The sequence below is a fragment of the Pseudomonas sp. GM17 genome (assembly GCF_000282175.2).
In the GTDB taxonomy this organism is placed as follows: domain Bacteria; phylum Pseudomonadota; class Gammaproteobacteria; order Pseudomonadales; family Pseudomonadaceae; genus Aquipseudomonas; species Aquipseudomonas chlororaphis.
This window is the reverse complement of record NZ_CP124732.1, coordinates 3,594,834-3,614,247: the sequence shown is the minus strand read 5'-3', so window position 1 is coordinate 3,614,247 and position 19,414 is coordinate 3,594,834. Positions and strand designations below refer to the sequence as shown.

The following is a 19,414-nucleotide window of genomic DNA, read 5'->3' as shown; positions in this document are numbered from 1 at the left end:
AGGGGAGCGGCCTTCAGCTTTTTGGTGCGGTGCCTGGCAGCGAATTGATGACCGGGTTGCCGTCCTGGTTGCGGGTCAGGTACACCGGCAACACTTTGGGCAGCGTGGTCACCAGGCTCTTGACCGCGGTGACGTCGTAGATGCCGCCGACCCGAATGTTGCCCGTGGCGCTGTCGGCCAGCATCACCGGCTTGCTGAGGTAGCGGTTGATCAGCGGCAGGGCCTCGCCGAGCGCCAGGTTGTCCAGCACCAGCTTGCCCTGGCGCCAGGCCAGCGAGCTGTCGTTGGCAGCGGTCTGGCTGATCAGTGGCTGGTAATCGCCCTGGCGATAACGCGCCTGCATGCCCGGATCGAGAGGCAAGCCAGTGTCGGGGTGGCTGTTGTCGCTGTTCACCAGCACCGAACCTTCGAGCAGGGTCACCCGCACCTGATCCTCGTACATCCAGACGTTGAACTCGGTACCGGTGACCCGGACCTGGCCGCTGGCCGCCTTGACCACGAACGGATGGGCGCTGTCGTGGCTGACCTTGAAGAAGGCTTCGCCTTTTTTCAGGGTGACCCGGCGCTGGTCCTTGTAGTTGCTGTAGGTCAGCTCGGTGCCCAGGTTGAGTTCGACCTGGCTGCCGTCGGCCAGGGTCACCTGGCGCATGCTGCCGTCGGCCTGGAAATGTTCGTAGGAGGAGGGCAGCCAGCCCAGGCTCCAGCCGCTGTAGGCGGCCAGGGGCAAGGCCAGGGCGCTGATCGCCGCGGCCATGCCGTAGGCGCGCCAGGGTTTGCGCGGCGCCGGCAAGGGCAGGACGGTGGTGGCTTGAGGGCGAGGCAGATGGTCGGCGACTTCCCAGATTTCCTGCATCGCTTCGTATTCGAAGGCATGCAGCGGGTGGGCGTCGCGCCATTGCTCGAAGGCCTGGCGTTCGGCAGCCGTACAGTCCGCGGCATGCAGACGCATGCACCACTGCGCGGCGGCATCGGTGATGGCGTCGTATTCGGCTTCTGTGAGGTGCTGTTCGCTCATTGGCTCTTCCTGGTTTCGCGCATTCTACCCTTCGCAGCCAGGCTTGGAGAACCGCCGTCATGGCTAATGCATATCAAAGTTGAGGTTATTTTTGGAGCAAAGCCTCTGAAACACAGGACTTTTGTCAGCAGTATCCACAGCGGGAGTGAAAAAATGATCAAAAACACCCTGGCCGCGGTCATCGCCACTGCCACCTGCCGAGCTCCGGCGCGCCATCCTCGGCTGACGGCGTGTTGGTGGCGGCTCTGTCTCTTGCTGGCATCGCCGGTGCAAGGTTATGGCCGAGGTTGACAGGGCGCGCGCAAAGCGTTGTTTAATCGTCGGGCGCACTCACTTGGTTGCCTTCTCATGCGCTGTAGCCCATTCCAATAATTAATCCGGAGCTCCAGATGTCTGTATCGCCCCCGGCTGTTGAAACACCGCAGGAACACCTGTCGCTCGAGGCACTGGTGAAACTGCTGGAAACGATCTTTCTGCGCCATGGCACCAGCGCCGAAGTGGCGCGCAGCCTGGCGCACAACTGTGCCGCTGCCGAGCGCGACGGCGCCCACAGTCATGGCGTGTTCCGTATTCCCGGTTATGTCTCGACCCTTAACAGCGGCTGGGTCAACGGCAAGGCTGTGCCGGTGGTCGAAGACGTGGCCCCGGCCTTTGTCCGGGTCGATGCCGGCAACGGTTTCGCCCAACCGGCGCTGGCGGCGGCGCGGGCGTTGCTGTTGGAGAAAGCGCGCAACGCCGGGATCGCCATTCTGGCCATCCGCAATTCCCATCACTTCGCCGCGCTGTGGCCGGACGTCGAGCCGTTCGCCGAGGAAGGGCTGGTCGCCCTGAGCGTGGTCAACAGCATGACCTGCGTGGTGCCCCACGGCGCTGATCGGCCGTTGTTCGGCACCAACCCGATCGCCTTTGCCGCGCCCCAGGCCGGGGGCGACCCCATTGTCTTCGACCTGGCCACCAGCGCCATTGCCCATGGCGACGTGCAGATCGCCGCACGCAAGGGCGAACGCCTGCCGCCGGGCATGGGCGTGGACGGCCTCGGCCAGCCCACCGACGATCCGAAAGCCATTCTTGAAGGCGGCGCGCTGCTGCCGTTCGGCGGGCACAAGGGTTCGGCGCTGTCGATGATGGTCGAGCTGCTGGCGGCGGCGCTGACGGGTGGCCATTTCTCGTTCGAGTTCGACTGGTCCAACCACCCGGGCGCGAAGACGCCCTGGACCGGCCAGTTGCTGATCGTCATCGATCCGAGCAAGGGCGCCGGGCAGAATTTCGCCGAGCGCAGCCAGGAGCTGATCCGCCAGATGCATGGCGTAGGGCTCAAGCGCCTGCCGGGGGATCGCCGGCATCGCCAGCGGGAAAAGTCCCTGCGCGAGGGGATTGCCCTGGACGCCGCGGAGCTCAAGCAGTTGCGGGAGCTGGCGGGGCTTTAAAGCGCGGTTTCAAAACGCAAGGACCAGGCGAGCATGCTGCTGGCCTGGTCCTTTTTTCATCGGGCGGCAAGGCTTGTTACGAACGACGCCCCAGCAACAGGCCCACCACCAGGCCGACGCCGGCGGAGATGGCCACGGTCTGCCACGGATGGCCGCCGATGTATTGCTCGGTAGCGTCCACCATCGGCTTGCTGCGCTCGCGCACGCTGGACACCGAGTCCAGTGCCTGCTTGAGTTTCAACCCGACCTGTTGACGCAGATTCTCGCCTTCCTCACCCACCAGCGATGCGCTGCTTTTCAGGAGCTTGTCCGATTCTTCGATCAACGCTTGAAGCTCGCTGAATTCCTGGTCCTTGATTTGTTCGTCAGCCGCTTGCGCAGCAGTTTTACGAGCCATTGAGTTACTCCTTGCGGGTCAGTGATGCGATGAACAATGGAGTTGCGGGGCCGGCGAAAAGTTGCAGATATTTTCTCCACCCGCTCCATGCCGGCGGGAAAACCCCAGCCGTCACAGTGTAAGATGTCGGCTATTTTACGCAGCAGGAAATTCCCATGAGCTTCAATCTGGCCAACAAGACTCTCGCCGAGCGTGCAGAGATCGAAGATGAAAAGTCCCGTCTGTTCGAGCTGTGGCAGAGCAACCTGGGCAAGGCCAAGGGCGAAGCCGCACGGTTGTTCGGCGAGCGCGGCAAGCGCAAGGGCAAGTGGGCCGAATGGGTGCGTGCCGAGCTCGACGGCATGTCGCCGCCGGAATACGCCAACATGGTGCGTAGTGAAGTCAATCGCCTGATGGCGGCGAACAAGTAAGCTCGAAGCTGGCGACTATCGCCTCGCGCACTTTCAATACCACCGGATCGATCTGCGCGCTGGTGCGCCAGCCCAGCTCGATCGGGTAGCGCGGCAGGTCCAGCGGGCAGGGCAGCAGCGCCAGCCCGGTCAGTTCGGCGATGCTCCGCGCGGCGTGGGCCGGAATGGTCGCCACCGCCTGGCTGCCCTTGAGCAGGTGGGGCAGCGCGGCGAAATGCGTGGTCGAGGCGCAGACCTGGCGACTCAGCCCCAGGGCCGCCAGGCCCTCGTCGGTAATCCCGATAAAGCCTTGCGACGATACCAGTACATGTTCGCGGGCGACGAACTCGCCGAGGTCGATGGCCTGCTGTCCCGGGCCCAGGCTCGCCGGGTCCGCCAGGCACAGATAACTGCCTTCCCCAATACCTGACGGCTGAGCATGCGTTCGGCGAAACCGCCGGCGCTGATGGCCAGATCGATGCTGCGCTGCAACAGCGCTTCGCCGACGATCTGGCTGTGGCTCTGGCGAAAGATCAGCCGCAGCTTCGGCGCCCGCCGGGCGACTTCCTCGATCAGGCGCCGACCGTAGGCAATCTCGAAATCGTCCGACAGCCCGATCGCCACCGAGCGGCCCTGATAATGGCTGGCATGGGGATCGACCATGGCCAGGCTCTGCCGGCATTTGTTCAGGGCCTCGCTGACCACCGGCTTGAGTTGGTTGGCCCGCAGGGTCGGCGCCAGGCCGCGCCCGGTGCGCACGAACAACTGATCGCCGTACAGCTCGCGCAGGCGTCGCAGCGCCGCGCTCATGGCTGACTGGGTGACGCCCAGGCGCAAGGCGGCGCGGCTGGCGCTGGATTCGTCATGCAGGGCTTCGAAGGCCTTGAGCAGGTTGAGATCGACCTGGGCGATATTCATCTGGTTCATATCATTCAGTATCAGGAGGGGCTTTCTGCATGATCGGCGAGGGCCGGACAATGGGCAACACTTCATCGCCACAGGAGTTTCCCCGATGTCCAAGTCCGTTGTCGCCGCGTTGCAGATCGGCTCCCTGCCAGGGGGCAAGGCCGATACCCTGGAGCAGATCCTGTCCTTTGAAGCCGCCATCATAGAGGCCGGCGCGCAGCTGGTGGTGATGCCCGAGGCCTTGCTCGGCGGCTACCCCAAGGGGGAGGGCTTCGGCACCCAGCTCGGCTATCGCCTGCCGGAAGGCCGTGAAGCCTTTGCCCGTTATTTCGCCAATGCGGTCGATGTGCCGGGCGCGGAGACCGAGGCCCTGGCCGGCCTGGCGGCACGCACCGGGGCCAACCTGGTGCTGGGGGTGATCGAGCGCGCCGGCAGCACCCTGTATTGCACGGCGCTGTATTTCGATCCGCAGCACGGCCTGGTGGGCAAGCACCGCAAGCTGATGCCCACCGGCACCGAGCGGCTGATCTGGGGCAAGGGCGACGGCTCGACCCTGCCGGTATTCGACACCCAGGTCGGTCGGGTCGGCGCGGTGATCTGCTGGGAAAACATGATGCCGCTGCTGCGCACCGCGATGTACGCCAAGGGTGTGGAAGTCTGGTGCGCGCCGACCGTGGACGAGCGCGAGATGTGGCATGTCAGCATGCGTCACATCGCCCATGAAGGCCGCTGCTTCGTGGTCAGTGCCTGTCAGGTGCAGGCGTCACCCCAGGCGCTGGGGCTGGAGATCGCCAACTGGCCGGCCGAACGCCCGCTGATTGCTGGCGGCAGCGTGATTGTCGGGCCCATGGGCGAGGTCCTGGCCGGGCCGTTGCTGGGAGGCGCCGGCCTGCTGACGGCGCAGATCGATACTGACGAGCTGGTGCGGGCGCGCTATGACTACGACGTGGTTGGCCACTATGCGCGTCCGGATGTGTTCGAGCTGACGGTGGACGAGCGGGCCAAGGCCGGCGTGCGTTTCATCTGAGGCGACGCCACTCTTCGCGGGTGATTTCCCAGATATCACGGGGCAATCGCCCGCAGACGAAGTCGTCTTCGTCACTGCGGATCAGGCGCATGCCGGCGCGTTCGGAAATCCGCCGCGAGGCCAGGTTTGGCGTGGCCTTGGGCACCCGCATGACCTCACGCCCCAGCACCTCGAACCAGTACTCGGTGACCGCCGCGCTGGCCTCGCTCATATAGCCCTGGCCTTGCCACGCCGGAGCCAGCCAGAAACCGCGGTTGTTGTCGGTCTGGTCCATCAGGCTGACATTGCCGATCAATTGTTCCGGCGCGCTTTTCAGGCGGATCGACCAGTGCCATTCCTCGCCGCGCTCCATGGCCGGCAGCGCCAGGTCGCGCAGGTAACTCAGGGCACCATCGGCGGGATAGGGCCAGGGCACCCGCGCGTTGAGGTATTGCACCACTTGCCAGTGCGCAAACTGCTGCTGGACAGCCTCGGCATCGGCCAGCTCCAGCGGACGCAGAATCAGGCGTTCGGTGTACAGGGTGGGGGACCGCGCCATATGAAAATCTTTCTCCTTGCGGGCAATGAGTTCCGGGGTAATCCATCTGTTGTCTAGTCGAGCATCCAGCTACTGTCGCCTTCGGTGAGCGTGCCTCCGTGACTGGTCGTGTCTCCCAGCCTGGCAACCGCTTTCCCCTCGATGTCCTCTGTCGGTGAACCAGTTTGTATGACGGCACCGCAACTGATGCCATCACCCACCCGGGCGACGGCTTTGCCATTGATAGAGGCGCTTGTTGCCCCACTGACAACCGTTCCCGTTCCGTGTATCGGGCAATCATGGCTATGACCAACAAGTACAACGGGTTTCATGCAAGTTCCCTCTTTGAAACAACCTGGGTTGTCGTCAATGAACGATGCTCTCGATAATGTCTGGCAAGGTTTTGCTGCTCCAGCTTGTCAGCAACACGCTAGGGTCCAATGGTCTTGGCCGTCATCTCCAGGTGCGCTGATGTGACAGATTCTCCTTCGAGCGCTTGTTGCGGTGGGGCCGCCGGACGTACGCGCAACAGGCGACAGGTCATCCACCAGCAAAGAGCAACGAAGAAGTTGTAAGGGAAGAACACTAACCAAAGAGGCATCAGCCACCATTTCTTGCCCTGCTTTTCCCCAGGCTCTCCCGTGCGCCAAGGCACATAGTGACGAAATGCCTGACGGGGGGTCAGGCAGATAGAGTTATGAGGCACATACCACCAGTGGGGTTCTTGAGGAACGGGCAGCTTATCCGGGCCATGGGCCATGAATTGGCGGATGTACTCCCAGACTTGCGCAACGAAGATCGGTCGAGGATCACTGGGTTCATTGCTGTCGACACAGATGCTATAGGTCGGCGCCCAGGATTCTGCGATTTGCCTGGCTTGCGGACTGTCTTGGTCAGTACCGAACGCATTGAGGATCAATGAAGTAGTGGTACTGAACGATCGACCGGAAAACTCGGTTCGACCACAGATGCCTGCTTTAACGTTGTTCCAATCACCGACAAGCAGGGTCTTGCCCTTCAGGTAATAGACTTTTTGCGTGTGGCGATTGAAATAGAAGTTCGATTGACTTCTGATCAGGTGGATCCGGTAAAACAGAAACAACGAAATTCCCAGCGGCAAGAGCAGGGGAATGAGCAGAACCCACACTTCATCAGCCGGCGTGTCATTGATCACGGCGCAAAACATCCATAACCACAGAAGCAACGTGACGACTATCGTGGCGGAAAACAGCTTGGCCATGAACGCCGAGTCTACGGGCATCGGATTGCGCAGGCACAACACGCTTTTTCCCATGGAGATGTATTGGTCGCCGATAGACGGTACAGCTTCTGCCTTGTCTTTTGGGGTCCAGGTCCAGCTGATGGTCATTTGGTGCTCCTTAGTCGATCAGCTCAAACGCTGCAGTAGTGACGGCAGTTTCGTCCCAGCCCTGGTTGGGCTTGTAGGTGACCTCGAGGGATATCTTGTCGCTATCGGTGGCGCCTATTTTATGATTGAAGTGCAGGATCAATCCCGCTTTAACGTGTCGGCATTGAGTCGTTGCGTCAGTTATGGGCAGGGGCGCACGGCTGGCAAGCTTGCCTTGCCAGGTGCTCTGGTCCTGCACGAAACCTGGGAAAAGCACGGCAAACTCGGCTTTGTCGGCCTCGAAATAATTGTCATGCCAGGCGCTGTCTATTCCGTTCCAGCCCAATGACTTGGCCTGGCTGGCGTCGAGCAGTACAGGACCGAAATAGCCTTGGTACCAACCCTTTATTTCATCACTGAGGGAGGCATAACCAGGAAGGCGCTTTTGGCTGTCGAGCTTTATACCTTGACGTACTTGCCCATCGTTCTTGCGATTGCCAAAGACGCTCCGGGCGGCCCATAGCTCCATGGGCGTATGGTTCTCCTTGTTGGCCCTGGACATCAACCACATGGCTCCTATGACCATGGCGCCGCCGATCAATATCACCGCAGCAGCAATCCAGCCAGCGACAGGGATGGTCGCAGAGGCGCCGGCAGCGGTCCCCACCCCGGCCATCGCGCTTCCCAAGGCAATGCCTCCCTCGAGCATTGCCGCGCTCCCGATGGCCAGGGCGATGCCACCCCCCCACGTATAAGCAGCTGCTGTGGAGTTTCCTGCGTTGAGTTTTTCGTACCCTGAATAGCCGTCAGTGATCACGCCCAGGATAATTCCCGGCCACCCCAGTGCCCGTCCGAACAGTTTGCTCGAAAGGGTGCTCGTGACTCCGGTTCCGAAGGCTGCCCCGGGAAGGCTTTGACTAAAACGTGCTGCCGATGCCACGTAAATGCTACGCAGGCTCACTCCAGTGGCAGCCATTGCCGAAATGGTGCCAAGAACGGCAGATACAAAATTGAGTACATCTGACGTGGCGGGTTCTTTCTTGAGCTTCTCCAGAGCGATGGTCAGGTTGATCATGTTGAAATACAACATGCCGGCGTTGAGTACGCCCCCGCCACTGGTGACTCCCAGCGACTTGAGGGTCGGGCGGACTCTGATGGTCTGGGTTTGTTTGATGGTAACGGTCCGGCTGCCGGTGGTGACAACCTCGGTACTGTGCTGTATTTCCGCCATGCCTCTGTCGAGGTAGTTCCTCACCTCGATGGAAAGAGCGTCAAGCTTTACCTTCGTGCCTGTGATTCGATAACGGGCGGATAACAACCCCATGACTTTCTGAGCGTTGGCTTCCTGTGCCGCAGCCTGGACTTGTTGACGTAGCGTCTGGCTTCGATCCCAGCGGGTCTTGCCGTGCAGTTTTTTCATCACCACCGTGGTGACGTCCTGGGCAATAAGGTCAGTGGAATTTACTGCAGCCGGGAATTTGCCATAAAGCTCTTCTATGACCTGGTCTTTTGCTCCCAGCAGCCCGCCTACCGCATCCGCTTTTTCCTTGAATGGGTTATAGGCGGCAAGCGCGATATAGATGGGGCTGCCATCATTGCTGACCCAGCGCTCCAGGCGCTTGAACCTGGGGTCCTGATCATGACGCCCCGGCAACGGCGAGCCCATTCCGTTCATCAAAATAGCAATGGATTGTTCGAGTCCCTGGGCGGATATCTTGTTGTCGCGGTCGTGCAGATCCAAAGCGGCAGCAATGCTGTGAGCGGTTATCTTATGTTCGGTTTCGGCGGTCGCCAGCCAGCCGTCATGGTTGGTGCACGCGACGTCGAAATGAGCCAGTAATGTTTTTAGCTCCTGGTCGGCTTTTTGCCGCAAGGCGAGGAATTCATTGTATTTAGCGGCATCAATCCGTTTAGCCAGACGTTCACCACCGGGTGAAAGGTTCTTGTCGGTCAGTACCTGGTAGGCCAGTTCGTCATTGCCGGGAACCCGATGCCCCCTGGGCTGGGCTCGATGCCAGTCAGACCGCTGTTTGACGATGCGCTCCACGTCCTTCGCGGGGGTGGTCGACAGCAGTTTCAAGGTTTCCTCAAGAATGGTCGCGGTCAGGTTTTTACGATGGAAGTCCGCGCTGCCAATGGCCAGTTTCTCTACGTCGAGTCGCATGCAGGCGGGAAATTCCTGTTGGTCATCGACAGTCTTTTTGGCCTGCACGTCGAGGATCTGGTGTTTTCGAGCCGCAGCGATCAACGCCAGGTCGATACTGATGCCCTGTGGGTCGAAAAGAGCGACTACTGCCGGGACTCTCGGTTGCGTAATCGGGTAGTTCTTGCCCTCGGCGATAATGGTGCCCAGAGGTAAGTCATCGCCAATGGAGTGGCAACTCCAGCCCAGAGGCAGGCGTTTGTCCCTCGGCTTGTAATCCTCAACCCACTTGCCCAGGCCTTCCGCAGGCAGGACATGTTTTTGCCTGGAAGGGCTTTTTTCACCGCTGGTCAGTTCCTTCATGTCCACTTTCTGCATATGAATCGCGCGCGCGCTTTTATCACTGCAGATCCTTGTGGTGATGCGATTGGTCCATAAATGGGTGCTGTAGGCAATCCAGACCTCGCTCGCAGTATCCGGACAGGTGTCTGCCCAGACCCATGACATGCTACGTCCGGCACGAAACGCATCCCGTTTGTGGTAGTTCTCCAGGCCGGTGTAGTTGAGCTCTTTGTAGTGGCCCTGACCGTCGTGTTCATGCACGACCATTTTCTCGCCTTTGGGCCCGCTCATGAAGACGTAGACATAACCCGGACGCAGCGCTCGCAGTGTGTAACTAGCCTCGCGCAAGGCCGGGAAACCGTTCTCAAGCTCGTAACCGCTGCCGCTGTAGCGGTACTGCGCGGACTTGCCATCCCCTGGTAAGACGGCATAGCGGATTGGCACAAGAGGAATGCGGGAGCTGCAACCGGGAGCACTGGCAGCGCTGCCAACCGTGGAATCATTCATTCTGGAACTCCTTTTCACTGATGAGGGCCGTCAGATTGCGCAACCGGCTGACGGGCGATTCAACAGGGTCCTCAAGTAATGCCTTGGCCTGCTCGGAACCCATTGGCTCTGGATATCGGGCATGCAAAAGGACAAAGTCGCGCACGTCCGTGTCGCGCTCGATATTGACGCTGGCCGCTTCTCGAACTTTCTGGCGGACACTCTCGCAGATCTGTTCAAGGCTGAATGCGTTGTACTGCGATAGCGCCTGAACTTCTTCGGCCAGGCTGATGATGAAGTAATCCTGGGTATTGGCGTCGAAGGCGGCCATCTCCAGAGGGTGCAGGTGCAGCCTTTGTTGCGGGTCCGCGGCTGACGCCGCTTCTGGATGGTCGAGCCGAAACCAGCTGACACGACGATGCCAGTGGGTGCGCCAGAGTAGTTGCTGGATCGGGCCTAGCCACTGGCTACGGTTCGGCTGAGCGAGCGCCGATAACCAGGGCTCCAGTATCGTGGGCTGAAAGTTGAAGGTTGCTTGGCTGTGATCGGGGAGGGTGATCTGCACGAGACTGCCCAGATGCCGGGCAAGGGTGTCGAGGTCAACCTGGGTACCGATGATGATCACGCCATCGGCCTCGGACCAATCGGTAATCGCCTGTTCCAGCAAGGCGGGTTTGTCTGTGGCATCGACCAGGAGCGGGCCACGCTCTTCGATGTCCGCCAACGGGCTGTTGGCCCATAACCACCGCCGTGGGGCGAAAGATTCGAGCGCGCGAACCAACTCGATTACCGACGGCGCCACTGCCGAGGCTACCCCGGCATCCGGCGGCGAAGGTCGATAAGCCCAGTCCTCCAGTCGTTGGGTCGTGAGCAGCAGATACACCCGCGACGTCGATGGCAGCGCCACGTGTGGATCGATGTCGCCCAATTGCACAGGGGTATCGGCAGGTAGAGCGGTACCATCATCCCTGTTCATTTCGCGCTTCCTTTCAAACACGTGCAGTCTTCCAGGAGGCAGGTGCCGTCCGGGCGCTTGCCGCATAACCGGTCCAGAGGCTTGCCGGAGGCCGGAGTGCCGACCACGGCGAAAGGATTGTTGTTTCCGGATGAGGAGTGGTTGACCGCTCCTTTGAAGCGAATGGCGATGCCGTCGAGCGTGATACCGGACTCATCGATGGTAATGCTTCCCCCTGGCCCCTTGATGACAACGCTGCTGCTGGATTTGAGTTCGTAGCGCTGCGTTCGCCGCTCGATGCTTTGTCCTGCCTCGATACGATGGTGCCCCTGAACAGCCTCTTCACGGTGTCCGCCAATTTCAATCCAGTGGTTGGCTAATGTCTTGTCGCGCCGGTTGTTACCGACTTCCTCCGTCCGGTCCTTGCCTGTATGAACAGTGTGGTTGCGGCCAATGGTGAGGAAATCATCCTGCCCGATGTTATGGCGTCGATCGCGGCCAATGGTGACCTGCTCGTCATTGCCTACGGTTTCGCGGCGGTCATGGCCGATCGCGATGGTTTCGTCGTTTTCAACCTGCTCGCTACGGTCATGGCCGACGTAGGTCGTCTCGTCATGATTGACGTGGATGTTCTGATCCTTTTGCGCGTGGACATAGATTTCTTCCTGGTCCTTTTCGTCCTCGAAACGCAGCTCGTTGAAGCCTTCGCCTTTGTGGGTCTTGCTCTTGATCGTCATCCGCGTCTTGTGACGCGGCAGTTCGTAAGGAGGAGGGTTGGTCGCCCGATAAGTCCGTCCTGTAATGATCGGTTGGTCGCAGTCGCCATCAAGGTAATCGACAATGACTTCCTGCCCGATCCGAGGAATGGCGATATGACCCCAGTCAACCCCGGCCCAGTTATGGGCCACGCGTATCCAGCAGGAACTGAATTCGTTGTGTTCGCCTTCCCGGTCCCATGGAAACTGGACCTTTACCCGACCCCATTCGTCGCAGTAGATCTCCTCACTCTCGGGGCCTACCACTGTGGCTATCTGCGGTCCTTCGATGCTGGGTTTAGGCATCGGCTCGGGACGCCACTCTGTATCTTCCGAGATGATCTCGGCGACGTAGTCGTAGCTCACCCCAACCTCCGCGGCCTCATCTTCCTGGCTAGCGTTCTGCACGCCCTTGTGGGTGATGCGAACAGGCCTCCACCAATGGTTGAAGTCGGGTCTGGGGTGCCCTGTGAGTTGGAAACCGATACCGGGTATCAGACGCGGATCGTCACCTTCGACAAGAGCAACCCGAGCATCCCGGCGATGACCGCGTAACCGGTTCTGAGTGAATGGCTTGCCAGCGCTGCTGGCTTTATAGCGGCCCGGATAGTCATAGCGCTCGTAGGTCTGTGCCTGATGCTCCAGTTCTTCGCCTGCAACGTTGTGGTGCTGGGAATAGGAAGGGCGCTTGAATGTGTAATCGCGTTGGGTTTGCTGGGCGGTACGGACATTTTCGGTGTAGCTGAACGCATAAATCACAGGCTGGGGGGCATCGCCGGCAGGTGCGTCGTTGTAGAGAACAGGATCGCCTTCGATACGAGGGTGGATATAGAGTCGGTCGCCGTGGTGCAGCGTGTGACTGTCGGCGGTAAAGGAAAAGGAGTAGTAAAACCCTTCTTCTGCAGCCAGCCGGTCCAGCAGGTAAAGATCGGAGTCTCCTGCCTGTACACAGTACTCGCGAACTAGGTTTTCATTCGTCAGGTGCTGTTCATAGTGCAGGATGCCATGTTCTCGAAGTACGTTTTTCAGAATCGCGGGAACACTTTTCTGCTGGAAAATACGCCAGTTGGAACACAAAGCAAGTCGGCAAAGTTGTGGTTCGACTACCGCGCGATAGCGTGTCCGGTGAAATCCTGTCGTACCTTGTGTGAAGGCTGATACAAGACCGTGTACGTAGCGCACGGCCTGGCTGCCATGCCAGATTGTCAGTAATGCAGGACAATCGAGTACCTGTGCAAAATCTATCGCTGTGCTGTAGCTGGAAAGCTCCAGTTCCAATCGAAAAGGCTCGGAAAGAGCTTCCTCCAATGTGAACCCTACAACGTCGAATTCTATGTGGCTGGAGAGCACTGCAAACGTGAATCTCAGATCCCTTTGTCGCATACGCCATTCCTTTGGCAACAGAGCGAACCGCTAAAGCAAGAAAAACGGTCAGGCTCAAACTATTAAAGCGGTTATCGAAAAATACGGCTTCTAACTACAGATAACAGCAAATGGAACAGCTGACTGTAATGGTGAAAGCGCTATTTCCGGTACAAGTTTTTTGAAGGCGGATGATAAAACCATGAAAGTCGAAAAAACGTGAGGGCATCGCAACAAGATGTTTCTGGCTAGTCGTGGAACGGCTTCATGTTCGCAGCACATTCCTTGTGTGGACCCGGTATGGTTTTTCAGCGTCCGCCCAACACCAGGCGTTCGCTGAGAAAGTCGACGAACACTCGCAGTTTCGGCAGCAGATGTCGACTGCCGGGCCAGAGCACCGAGAACTTGCCGCTGTCGATCTGATAGTCGTCCAGCACCGATACCAGGGAACCGTCGGCCAGGGCGTCACGCACCACGAAGTCCGGAACGAAGGCGATGCCCAGGCCCTGGGTGGCGGCGTGGATCAGCGACTCCAGGTTGTTGCTGGTCAGGGCGCTGCGCAGCAGCAGCGGTGGGGCGTCGGCGGGCAGACGCAGTTTCCATTCCTGCAGTTGCACAGTGCCGGGAAACTTGTAGCGCAGGCAGGCATGCCCCTCCAGGTCCCGCGGGCATTCGGGCACACCATGGCGGGCGAAGTAGTACGGGGCGCTGACCAGCACAAAACGGAACGGCCCCAGGGTGCGCGATTTGAGCTGTGAGTCCGCCAGCTCGCCGCTGCGGATCACCGCGTCGACGCCTTCGGCGATCACGTCGATCAGCCGGTCGTTGAAGTCCAGGTCCAGTTCGATCTCCGGGTAGCGTTCGGCGAACTCCGGCAGGATCGGCAGCAGCATGCGATAGCCGATGGCGGGCAGGCTGACCCGCAGCTTGCCGCGGGGCTTGTCGCTGATACGCGCCAGTTCGGCTTCGGCGTCTTCCACCTCGCCGACGATGCGCTGGCAGCGCTCGAAGAACAGCGTGCCTTCGTCGGTCAGGCTGATGCGCCGGGTGCTGCGATTGAGCAGGCGCACGCCGAGCCGTTCTTCCAGGCGCGCCAGGCTTTTGCCCACCGCCGAAGCGGAGATGCCCAGGCGTTGCGCCGCACCGACAAAACTGCCGGCCTGCACCGTGCGCACAAAGGCCAGCATGCCACTGAGGTTGTCCATGGGGATCTCGATTAGAGCGTTAATGTCCATAAAGAACGGACTTTAGCCCTGTTTGTGGATGATTGCGGCGAATCTACCATTGATCGCACCCTAACGTTCCCCCTGAGGTGCCGATGAATTCGCCAACCGATGTGCCTGCTGCCTTAGATCACACTGTCGCCGGCGGTTCTTCCTACGCGGTGCTGGCCGCGGTGTGCCTGGCGGCGCTGATCCTGCCGCTGACCTTCGTCGGCGTGGCCGTGGCGACCCCGGCCATCGGCCGCGAGCTGGGCGGTGGCCCCCTGGCCCTGAGCTGGATCACCAATGCCTTCATGCTGAGTTTCGGCAGCGCGCTGATGGCTGCCGGCACCCTGGCCGACGAGTACGGACGCAAGCGCGTGTTCAGCCTCGGTGTCGGCTTGTTCGCCCTGACGTCGCTGGCCCTGGCCTTCGCGCCTTCGGTGCTCTGGCTCGACCTGTTGCGGGCGCTGCAGGGGCTGGCCGGCGCAGCGGCGCTGGCGGGCGGCTCGGCTGCTTTGGCCCAGACGTTCGAGGGCCCGGCGCGGACCCGCGCCTTCAGCCTGCTGGGCACCACCTTCGGCGTCGGCCTGGCATTCGGGCCGATCCTCGCCGGGGTGTTGATCGAAGCCTACGGCTGGCGTTCGATCTTCGTCTCCGGGACCTTGATTGGCGGTCTGTCGCTGCTGTTCGGCGTGCCGCGCATGCCTGAGTCCCGCGACCCGGACGCGGCGGGTGTCGACTGGCCCGGCACCTTGAGTTTCACCGCGGCACTGGTGGCGCTGACCTGGGGCATTTTGCAGGCGCCGCAAAGTGGCTGGGGCAGCCCGCTGGTCTGGGGTCTGCTGCTGGTGGCGCTGCTGGCGTTGCTGCTGTTTATCGTGGTGGAGCTGCGGGTCAAGCGGCCGATGCTCGACCTGTCGCTGTTTCGTTACCCGCGCTTTGTCGGCGTGCAGCTGCTGCCGATCGCCACCTGCTATTGCTTCGTGGTGTTGCTGATCCTGCTGCCGATCCGCTTTATCGGCGTGGAAGGCTACAGCGAGATCGATGCCGGCTTGATGATGATCGCCCTGTCCGCGCCGATGGTGGTGGTGCCGTTGCTGGCCGCGTGGCTGACCCGTTGGTTCGGCGCCGGGACCCTGTCCAGCGTCGGCCTGGTGATTGCTGCGGGCGGGCTCTATCTGCTCAGCCGGATCGCCCCGGGGCAGGCGCCGGCGGCCAATGTCTTGCCCATGCTGTTGATCGGCTTCGGTGCCGGTTTGCCCTGGGGCTTGATGGACGGGCTGTCGGTCAGTGTGGTGCCCAAGGAACGGGCGGGGATGGCCACCGGCATCTTCAGCACCACCCGGGTGGCGGGCGAGGGCATTGCCCTGGCCCTGGTGGTGGCCCTGCTGGCCGGCTTGCTGCAACTGTCCATGGCCGCGGCGCTGCCGGAACATCCGCAACTGCCGCTGGCCGCGCAGCAACTGGCCAGCGGCAACCTGCAGGCCAGCGTGGCCTTGTTGCCCGAGCTGGGCCGGGAGCTGCTGCTCGGGCTCTATGCCAAGGCTTTCACTTGGCTGCTCTATGCGCTGATCGCCATCACCCTGGTCGCGGCGCTGGTGGTACGGCTGATGCTGCATGAGCCGCGCCGGGCTTGAGGGCGTTCAGCGAAACTCGAAGAACTCGTAGTGCAGGTTGCGCTCGGGAATCGCGTATTCGCGCATCAACGTCTTGACCCGCGCCAGCAAACCCTTGGGCCCGCAGAAACTGATCTGGATCTGTTGCGGATCGGTTTCGCTGGCCAGCCGTTGCAGGGTTTCGCCCAGGCGGTCGGCGCCGTCGGTGTGGCCGATGAAAGCCACCCCGCGCTGCTCGGCCAGGCCCTGCAAGGTTTCGAGGCTGGGGAAGGCCCGTGACGGGTTGCAGCAGTACACCAGGGTCGCCTGGTCGAAACGTCCGGCGGCGGCATCCTGCAGCCACGAGATAAAGGGTGAGATACCCACACCACCGCCGATCCAGATTTCCCGGCCGGCATCGAGCCGACGCTTGAAGCGGCCATAGGGCGCGTAGAGGTCGGCGAGCATGCCGACCTTGACCTGCTGGCGCAGCTTCTGGGTGTAGTCGCCCAGGGCGCGGATCACGAACTCGATGCGCCCGTCGCTGGCGTGGGCGCTGGCGATGGTGAAGGGGTGCGGTTCGCGCAGGCCTTTTTCACGCATGGCGAGAAAGGCGAACTGCCCGGCCTTGAAGGCGAAACCGCGGTGCAGCGGGGTCAGCTCCAGGTGCAGGGAGTTTTTCTCCAGGGTCACCGCGCTGACCCGGTATTCGCCGGCCTTGGCCAGCAACGGATAGAGCAGCAGCTTGTACAGGGCACCGAGCAGGCCCAGGCCGCAGAGCGCGGTGAGCCAGATACCCGAGGGGTTATCCAGGGCAATCGGCGACTTGAAGCTCAGCCAGTGCAGGATGACGATCGCGAACAGCGGCCCGGACAGCTTGTGCCACCAGCGCCACTGGCCGTAGGGAATGTTGCGGTTCAGCGCCAGCAGCACGATCAGGCCGAGGGCGACGTAGCTCAGTTGGCGCACCATGCGCGTCCAGTACTTGGACAGTTCGATGATCGGTACGCTTTGCCAGAGATCCAGGTTGGCCTTGAACACCAGGTGATAGCTGGCGAAGAGCAGCGCCCAGATGCCCAGCCACTTGTGGCTTTCATAGACCCGGTCGAGGCCGCCGAACAGCCGCTCGACCCAGCGCCAGCGGCTGGCCAGCAGGCAGGACAGGGCCATGTAGGCCAGCGCCGTGGCGCCGAGGACCAGGCTCAGGGTGGCGGAGGTCAGCCAGGTATCGCTGGGGATTTCCAGCAGCACGGTGAGGGTGGTGATCAGCAGGACGCCGACCACCGAGTACCAGGTTTTCAAGGGGGACACCTCCAGAAAGATGGCGCCAGTGTCGGCGCATAGGATGGGTCGCGGGCTGCGCGCGGGTCAGGGCGCAGCCGGGTGAGGGCGTATTTTACTGGCGAAGCGGCAGTCTTGAGCTGATCTGCATCAGCGCCTGCTCAGTGCGGGTGTGGCAAGGGGTTTTCCACCAGCCAGGCCTGGGCGAAATCCAGGTAGGCGCGGACGATGTTCGAGGGTGGGCGCTGGTTCGGATATAGCAGGTGCAGCTGTTGTTCCGGCATCGGCAGGCGCGGCAGCAGGGCTTGCAGGCGACCGTCGCGCACGGCTTCGGCGGCGAGAAAGGCCGGCAGCTCGGTGACCACCTTGGCGGTCAGCGCCAGCTGGCGCAGGTGCAGGTAATCGTTGGCGGCGAACAGCGGATCGGGGCTGTAGTACTGGTCGCCCAGCTGCCACTGTTCCCGGGCATCGGCCTGGCGCGACCAGACGGCACAGGGAAATCCGCGAAGGTCGGCGGGGGTTTGCGGGGTGCCGAGGCGCTCCAGCAGCAGCGGGCTGGCGACCAGCATATGCCGGTAGCTGCCGAGCAGGCGCGCCGGGCGCTCCTCGTCGAACAACGGCCCGGCGCGCAAGGCGACGTCGACCCCGTCCTGCGCCAGGTCGCTTTCCCGCTCGCTGGTATAGACCGCGACCTGGACCTCGGGATGGCGCCGCTGGAACTCGGCCAGCAGCTTCCACCAGCTCTCGAATGCCGCCGGCACCGACACACTCAGGCGGCCCTGCAAGTGCATTCGATCATTTCTGACAGCCTGTTCGCCCTCGGCCAGGGCTTCGATACCGCGGCTGGCGTGTTCATAGAGCTGGCTGCCGGCGGCGGTCAGCCGGGTGCCGCGGGTGGAGCGTTCCAGCAGTTGCACGTTGAGGCTGCGTTCCAGTTCACGAATGCCTCGGCGGATGGTGGCCAGCGGTAGTTGCAGCAGGTTGGCGGCGGACGAAATGCTGCCGCATTGGACCACGCTGACAAACATCCTGGCGGCGTTGAGATCCATGAGCGCTCCCTGTCGAATGTAGTGGAAAGCCTATCAGCTGCGGCTCTGCCCGATCAAAAATGCGCGGTCCGCGGGCGATTTTCATCGACGGTTTTTTCTCCCGCGCGGGGCGGTGCGAGGGGCCGCGCCAGGGATGGCCACGACAACTGTGTTCTCGACGCGGCGGGATGCGTCTAGCAGCGATAGCTTCGCGGCGGTGCGAGGCGGAACGTGCGAGTCTGAACATGCAAGCGTTGTTGAACGAGATCCTCGACGAGGTCCGTCCCCTGATTGGCCAGGGCAAAGTGGCCAGCTACATTCCGGCGCTGGCCGACGTGCCGGCCAACCAGCTGGGGATCGCCGTGTATGGCAACGATGGCCAGGTGTTCAGCGCCGGCGACGCCGATACGCCGTTCTCGGTGCAAAGCATCTCCAAGGTGTTCAGCCTGGTACAGGCCATCGGGCATTCCGGCGAGGCGATCTGGCAGCGCCTGGGGCATGAGCCTTCCGGGCAGCCTTTCAATTCCCTGGTGCAGCTGGAGTTCGAGCGTGGCCGTCCGCGCAACCCGTTCATCAACGCCGGGGCGCTGGTGATCTGCGATATCAACCAGTCGCGCTTCGCCGCGCCGGCGCTGTCCATGCGCGATTTCGTGCGGCGCCTGTCCGGCAATATGCAGGTGCTGGTGGACGGCCGCGTCGCCGATTCGGAATACCAGCACCGCGCGCGCAATGCGGCGATGGCCTACCTGATGCAGTCCTTCGGCAACTTCCACAACGACGTCGAGGCGGTGCTGCGCAGCTACTTCAGCCACTGCGCGCTGCGCATGAGCTGCGTCGACCTGGCGCGGGCCTTCTGCTTCCTGGCCAACGACGGCTTCTGCAAGCACAGCGGCGAGCAGATCCTCACGGCGCGCCAGACCCAGCAGGTCAACTCGATCATGGCCACCAGCGGCCTGTACGACGAAGCCGGCAATTTCGCTTACCGCGTCGGCCTGCCGGGCAAGAGCGGCGTGGGCGGCGGCATCGTCGCGGTGGTGCCGGGGCAGTTCACGGTGTGCGTGTGGTCGCCGGAATTGAACGCGGCGGGCAATTCCCTGGTGGGCATGGCGGCGCTGGAGTTGCTGAGCCAGCGCATCGGCTGGTCGGTGTTCTAGGGGCGGCGGGACAAGGGCGGCCGGTTGCGGGTGCTGCGCACCCGGTCGCAGGCTGCGCCAGCGGCTACAGGAACGCGGTGCT

Annotated in this window: 16 protein-coding genes and 1 pseudogene; 5 read left to right on the top strand and 12 right to left on the bottom strand. The window is 61.8% G+C overall.

Annotated features, from left to right (window positions below):
- Window positions 1–13: 13 nt before the first annotated feature.
- Window positions 14–1,015, bottom strand: coding sequence for a FecR family protein (locus PMI20_RS16275; protein ID WP_007928585.1), 1,002 nt, complete (start codon window positions 1,013–1,015; stop codon window positions 14–16).
- Between the two features lie 389 nt (window positions 1,016–1,404).
- On the opposite strand from PMI20_RS16275, the gene PMI20_RS16270 reads away from it, so the two are divergent.
- Window positions 1,405–2,442, top strand: coding sequence for an Ldh family oxidoreductase (locus tag PMI20_RS16270; RefSeq protein WP_007928584.1), 1,038 nt, complete (start codon window positions 1,405–1,407; stop codon window positions 2,440–2,442).
- A 76-nt stretch (window positions 2,443–2,518) separates the two neighbouring features.
- Here PMI20_RS16270 and PMI20_RS16265 read toward each other — a convergent pair whose 3' ends face one another.
- Entirely contained in the window at window positions 2,519–2,839 is a 321-nt protein-coding gene (locus PMI20_RS16265) for an ElaB/YgaM/YqjD family protein (protein WP_007928583.1), read from the bottom strand.
- Window positions 2,840–2,994: 155 nt separating this feature from the next.
- On the opposite strand from PMI20_RS16265, the gene PMI20_RS16260 reads away from it, so the two are divergent.
- On the top strand, window positions 2,995–3,249 hold the full coding sequence (locus PMI20_RS16260) for a hypothetical protein (RefSeq protein ID WP_007928582.1): 255 nt from the start codon (window positions 2,995–2,997) through the stop codon (window positions 3,247–3,249).
- Here PMI20_RS16260 and PMI20_RS16255 read toward each other — a convergent pair.
- Window positions 3,221–4,155: pseudogene (locus PMI20_RS16255) on the bottom strand (LysR family transcriptional regulator). The gene PMI20_RS16260 and the pseudogene PMI20_RS16255 overlap by 29 nt on opposite strands.
- A gap of 85 nt (window positions 4,156–4,240) precedes the next feature.
- Here PMI20_RS16255 and PMI20_RS16250 point away from each other — a divergent pair.
- Window positions 4,241–5,161: a carbon-nitrogen hydrolase family protein gene (locus tag PMI20_RS16250; protein WP_007928580.1), complete on the top strand. Its 921-nt coding sequence runs from the start codon at window positions 4,241–4,243 to the stop codon at window positions 5,159–5,161.
- Here PMI20_RS16250 and PMI20_RS16245 read toward each other — a convergent pair.
- From PMI20_RS16245 to PMI20_RS16215, 7 genes are all read right to left on the bottom strand, one after another.
- Window positions 5,154–5,699 carry a GNAT family N-acetyltransferase gene (locus tag PMI20_RS16245; protein WP_007928564.1) on the bottom strand — a complete coding sequence of 182 codons (546 nt, stop codon included), beginning with the start codon at window positions 5,697–5,699 and terminating at the stop codon, window positions 5,154–5,156. The two genes, PMI20_RS16250 and PMI20_RS16245, sit on opposite strands and share 8 nt — an antisense overlap.
- 53 nt (window positions 5,700–5,752) lie before the next feature.
- Window positions 5,753–6,010, bottom strand: a complete 258-nt coding sequence (locus tag PMI20_RS16240) for a PAAR domain-containing protein (protein WP_037035286.1) — start codon at window positions 6,008–6,010, stop codon at window positions 5,753–5,755.
- 98 nt (window positions 6,011–6,108) lie between these two features.
- On the bottom strand, window positions 6,109–7,047 hold the full coding sequence (locus PMI20_RS16235; protein WP_007928554.1) for a DUF6708 domain-containing protein: 939 nt from the start codon (window positions 7,045–7,047) through the stop codon (window positions 6,109–6,111).
- 10 nt (window positions 7,048–7,057) lie between these two features.
- Window positions 7,058–10,018: a T6SS effector BTH_I2691 family protein gene (locus PMI20_RS16230; protein WP_007928552.1), complete on the bottom strand. Its 2,961-nt coding sequence runs from the start codon at window positions 10,016–10,018 to the stop codon at window positions 7,058–7,060.
- Window positions 10,011–10,973, bottom strand: a complete 963-nt coding sequence (locus PMI20_RS16225) for a DUF4123 domain-containing protein (RefSeq protein WP_007928550.1) — start codon at window positions 10,971–10,973, stop codon at window positions 10,011–10,013. The genes PMI20_RS16230 and PMI20_RS16225 overlap by 8 nt, the downstream gene beginning before the upstream one ends.
- Window positions 10,970–13,090 carry a type VI secretion system Vgr family protein gene (locus tag PMI20_RS16220; RefSeq protein ID WP_007928548.1) on the bottom strand — a complete coding sequence of 707 codons (2,121 nt, stop codon included), beginning with the start codon at window positions 13,088–13,090 and terminating at the stop codon, window positions 10,970–10,972. The genes PMI20_RS16225 and PMI20_RS16220 overlap by 4 nt, the downstream gene beginning before the upstream one ends.
- Window positions 13,091–13,377: 287 nt before the next feature.
- Complete coding sequence (locus PMI20_RS16215; protein ID WP_007928546.1) at window positions 13,378–14,274, bottom strand: LysR family transcriptional regulator; 897 nt, start codon at window positions 14,272–14,274, stop codon at window positions 13,378–13,380.
- A gap of 113 nt (window positions 14,275–14,387) precedes the next feature.
- Between PMI20_RS16215 and PMI20_RS16210 the strand changes: the two genes are divergently transcribed.
- On the top strand, window positions 14,388–15,911 hold the full coding sequence (locus PMI20_RS16210) for an MFS transporter (protein WP_007928544.1): 1,524 nt from the start codon (window positions 14,388–14,390) through the stop codon (window positions 15,909–15,911).
- A gap of 6 nt (window positions 15,912–15,917) precedes the next feature.
- Here the strand turns inward: PMI20_RS16210 and PMI20_RS16205 are convergent, their stop codons facing one another.
- Both PMI20_RS16205 and PMI20_RS16200 read right to left on the bottom strand, forming a co-directional pair.
- Window positions 15,918–17,171, bottom strand: a complete 1,254-nt coding sequence (locus PMI20_RS16205) for a ferredoxin reductase family protein (protein ID WP_007928540.1) — start codon at window positions 17,169–17,171, stop codon at window positions 15,918–15,920.
- Between the two features lie 140 nt (window positions 17,172–17,311).
- Window positions 17,312–18,199: a LysR family transcriptional regulator gene (locus PMI20_RS16200; protein WP_007928539.1), complete on the bottom strand. Its 888-nt coding sequence runs from the start codon at window positions 18,197–18,199 to the stop codon at window positions 17,312–17,314.
- Window positions 18,200–18,423: 224 nt separating this feature from the next.
- Here PMI20_RS16200 and glsB point away from each other — a divergent pair, with 224 nt between their 5' ends.
- Window positions 18,424–19,332, top strand: coding sequence for a glutaminase B (gene glsB, locus PMI20_RS16195; protein ID WP_007928538.1), 909 nt, complete (start codon window positions 18,424–18,426; stop codon window positions 19,330–19,332).
- Window positions 19,333–19,414 lie beyond the last annotated feature (82 nt).

What these genes read in the sequence shown, in the direction of transcription:
- PMI20_RS16240 (WP_037035286.1), bottom strand. Translation starts at nt 6,010, where the DNA reads ATGAAACCCGTTGTACTTGTTGGTCATAGCCATGATTGCCCGATACAC.
- glsB (WP_007928538.1), top strand. Translation starts at nt 18,424, where the DNA reads ATGCAAGCGTTGTTGAACGAGATCCTCGACGAGGTCCGTCCCCTGATT.
- PMI20_RS16265 (WP_007928583.1), bottom strand. Translation starts at nt 2,839, where the DNA reads ATGGCTCGTAAAACTGCTGCGCAAGCGGCTGACGAACAAATCAAGGAC.
- PMI20_RS16225 (WP_007928550.1), bottom strand. Translation starts at nt 10,973, where the DNA reads ATGAACAGGGATGATGGTACCGCTCTACCTGCCGATACCCCTGTGCAA.
- PMI20_RS16200 (WP_007928539.1), bottom strand. Translation starts at nt 18,199, where the DNA reads ATGGATCTCAACGCCGCCAGGATGTTTGTCAGCGTGGTCCAATGCGGC.
- PMI20_RS16235 (WP_007928554.1), bottom strand. Translation starts at nt 7,047, where the DNA reads ATGACCATCAGCTGGACCTGGACCCCAAAAGACAAGGCAGAAGCTGTA.
- PMI20_RS16270 (WP_007928584.1), top strand. Translation starts at nt 1,405, where the DNA reads ATGTCTGTATCGCCCCCGGCTGTTGAAACACCGCAGGAACACCTGTCG.
- PMI20_RS16215 (WP_007928546.1), bottom strand. Translation starts at nt 14,274, where the DNA reads ATGGACAACCTCAGTGGCATGCTGGCCTTTGTGCGCACGGTGCAGGCC.
- PMI20_RS16230 (WP_007928552.1), bottom strand. Translation starts at nt 10,018, where the DNA reads ATGAATGATTCCACGGTTGGCAGCGCTGCCAGTGCTCCCGGTTGCAGC.
- PMI20_RS16245 (WP_007928564.1), bottom strand. Translation starts at nt 5,699, where the DNA reads ATGGCGCGGTCCCCCACCCTGTACACCGAACGCCTGATTCTGCGTCCG.
- PMI20_RS16220 (WP_007928548.1), bottom strand. Translation starts at nt 13,090, where the DNA reads ATGCGACAAAGGGATCTGAGATTCACGTTTGCAGTGCTCTCCAGCCAC.
- PMI20_RS16275 (WP_007928585.1), bottom strand. Translation starts at nt 1,015, where the DNA reads ATGAGCGAACAGCACCTCACAGAAGCCGAATACGACGCCATCACCGAT.
- PMI20_RS16210 (WP_007928544.1), top strand. Translation starts at nt 14,388, where the DNA reads ATGAATTCGCCAACCGATGTGCCTGCTGCCTTAGATCACACTGTCGCC.
- PMI20_RS16250 (WP_007928580.1), top strand. Translation starts at nt 4,241, where the DNA reads ATGTCCAAGTCCGTTGTCGCCGCGTTGCAGATCGGCTCCCTGCCAGGG.
- PMI20_RS16260 (WP_007928582.1), top strand. Translation starts at nt 2,995, where the DNA reads ATGAGCTTCAATCTGGCCAACAAGACTCTCGCCGAGCGTGCAGAGATC.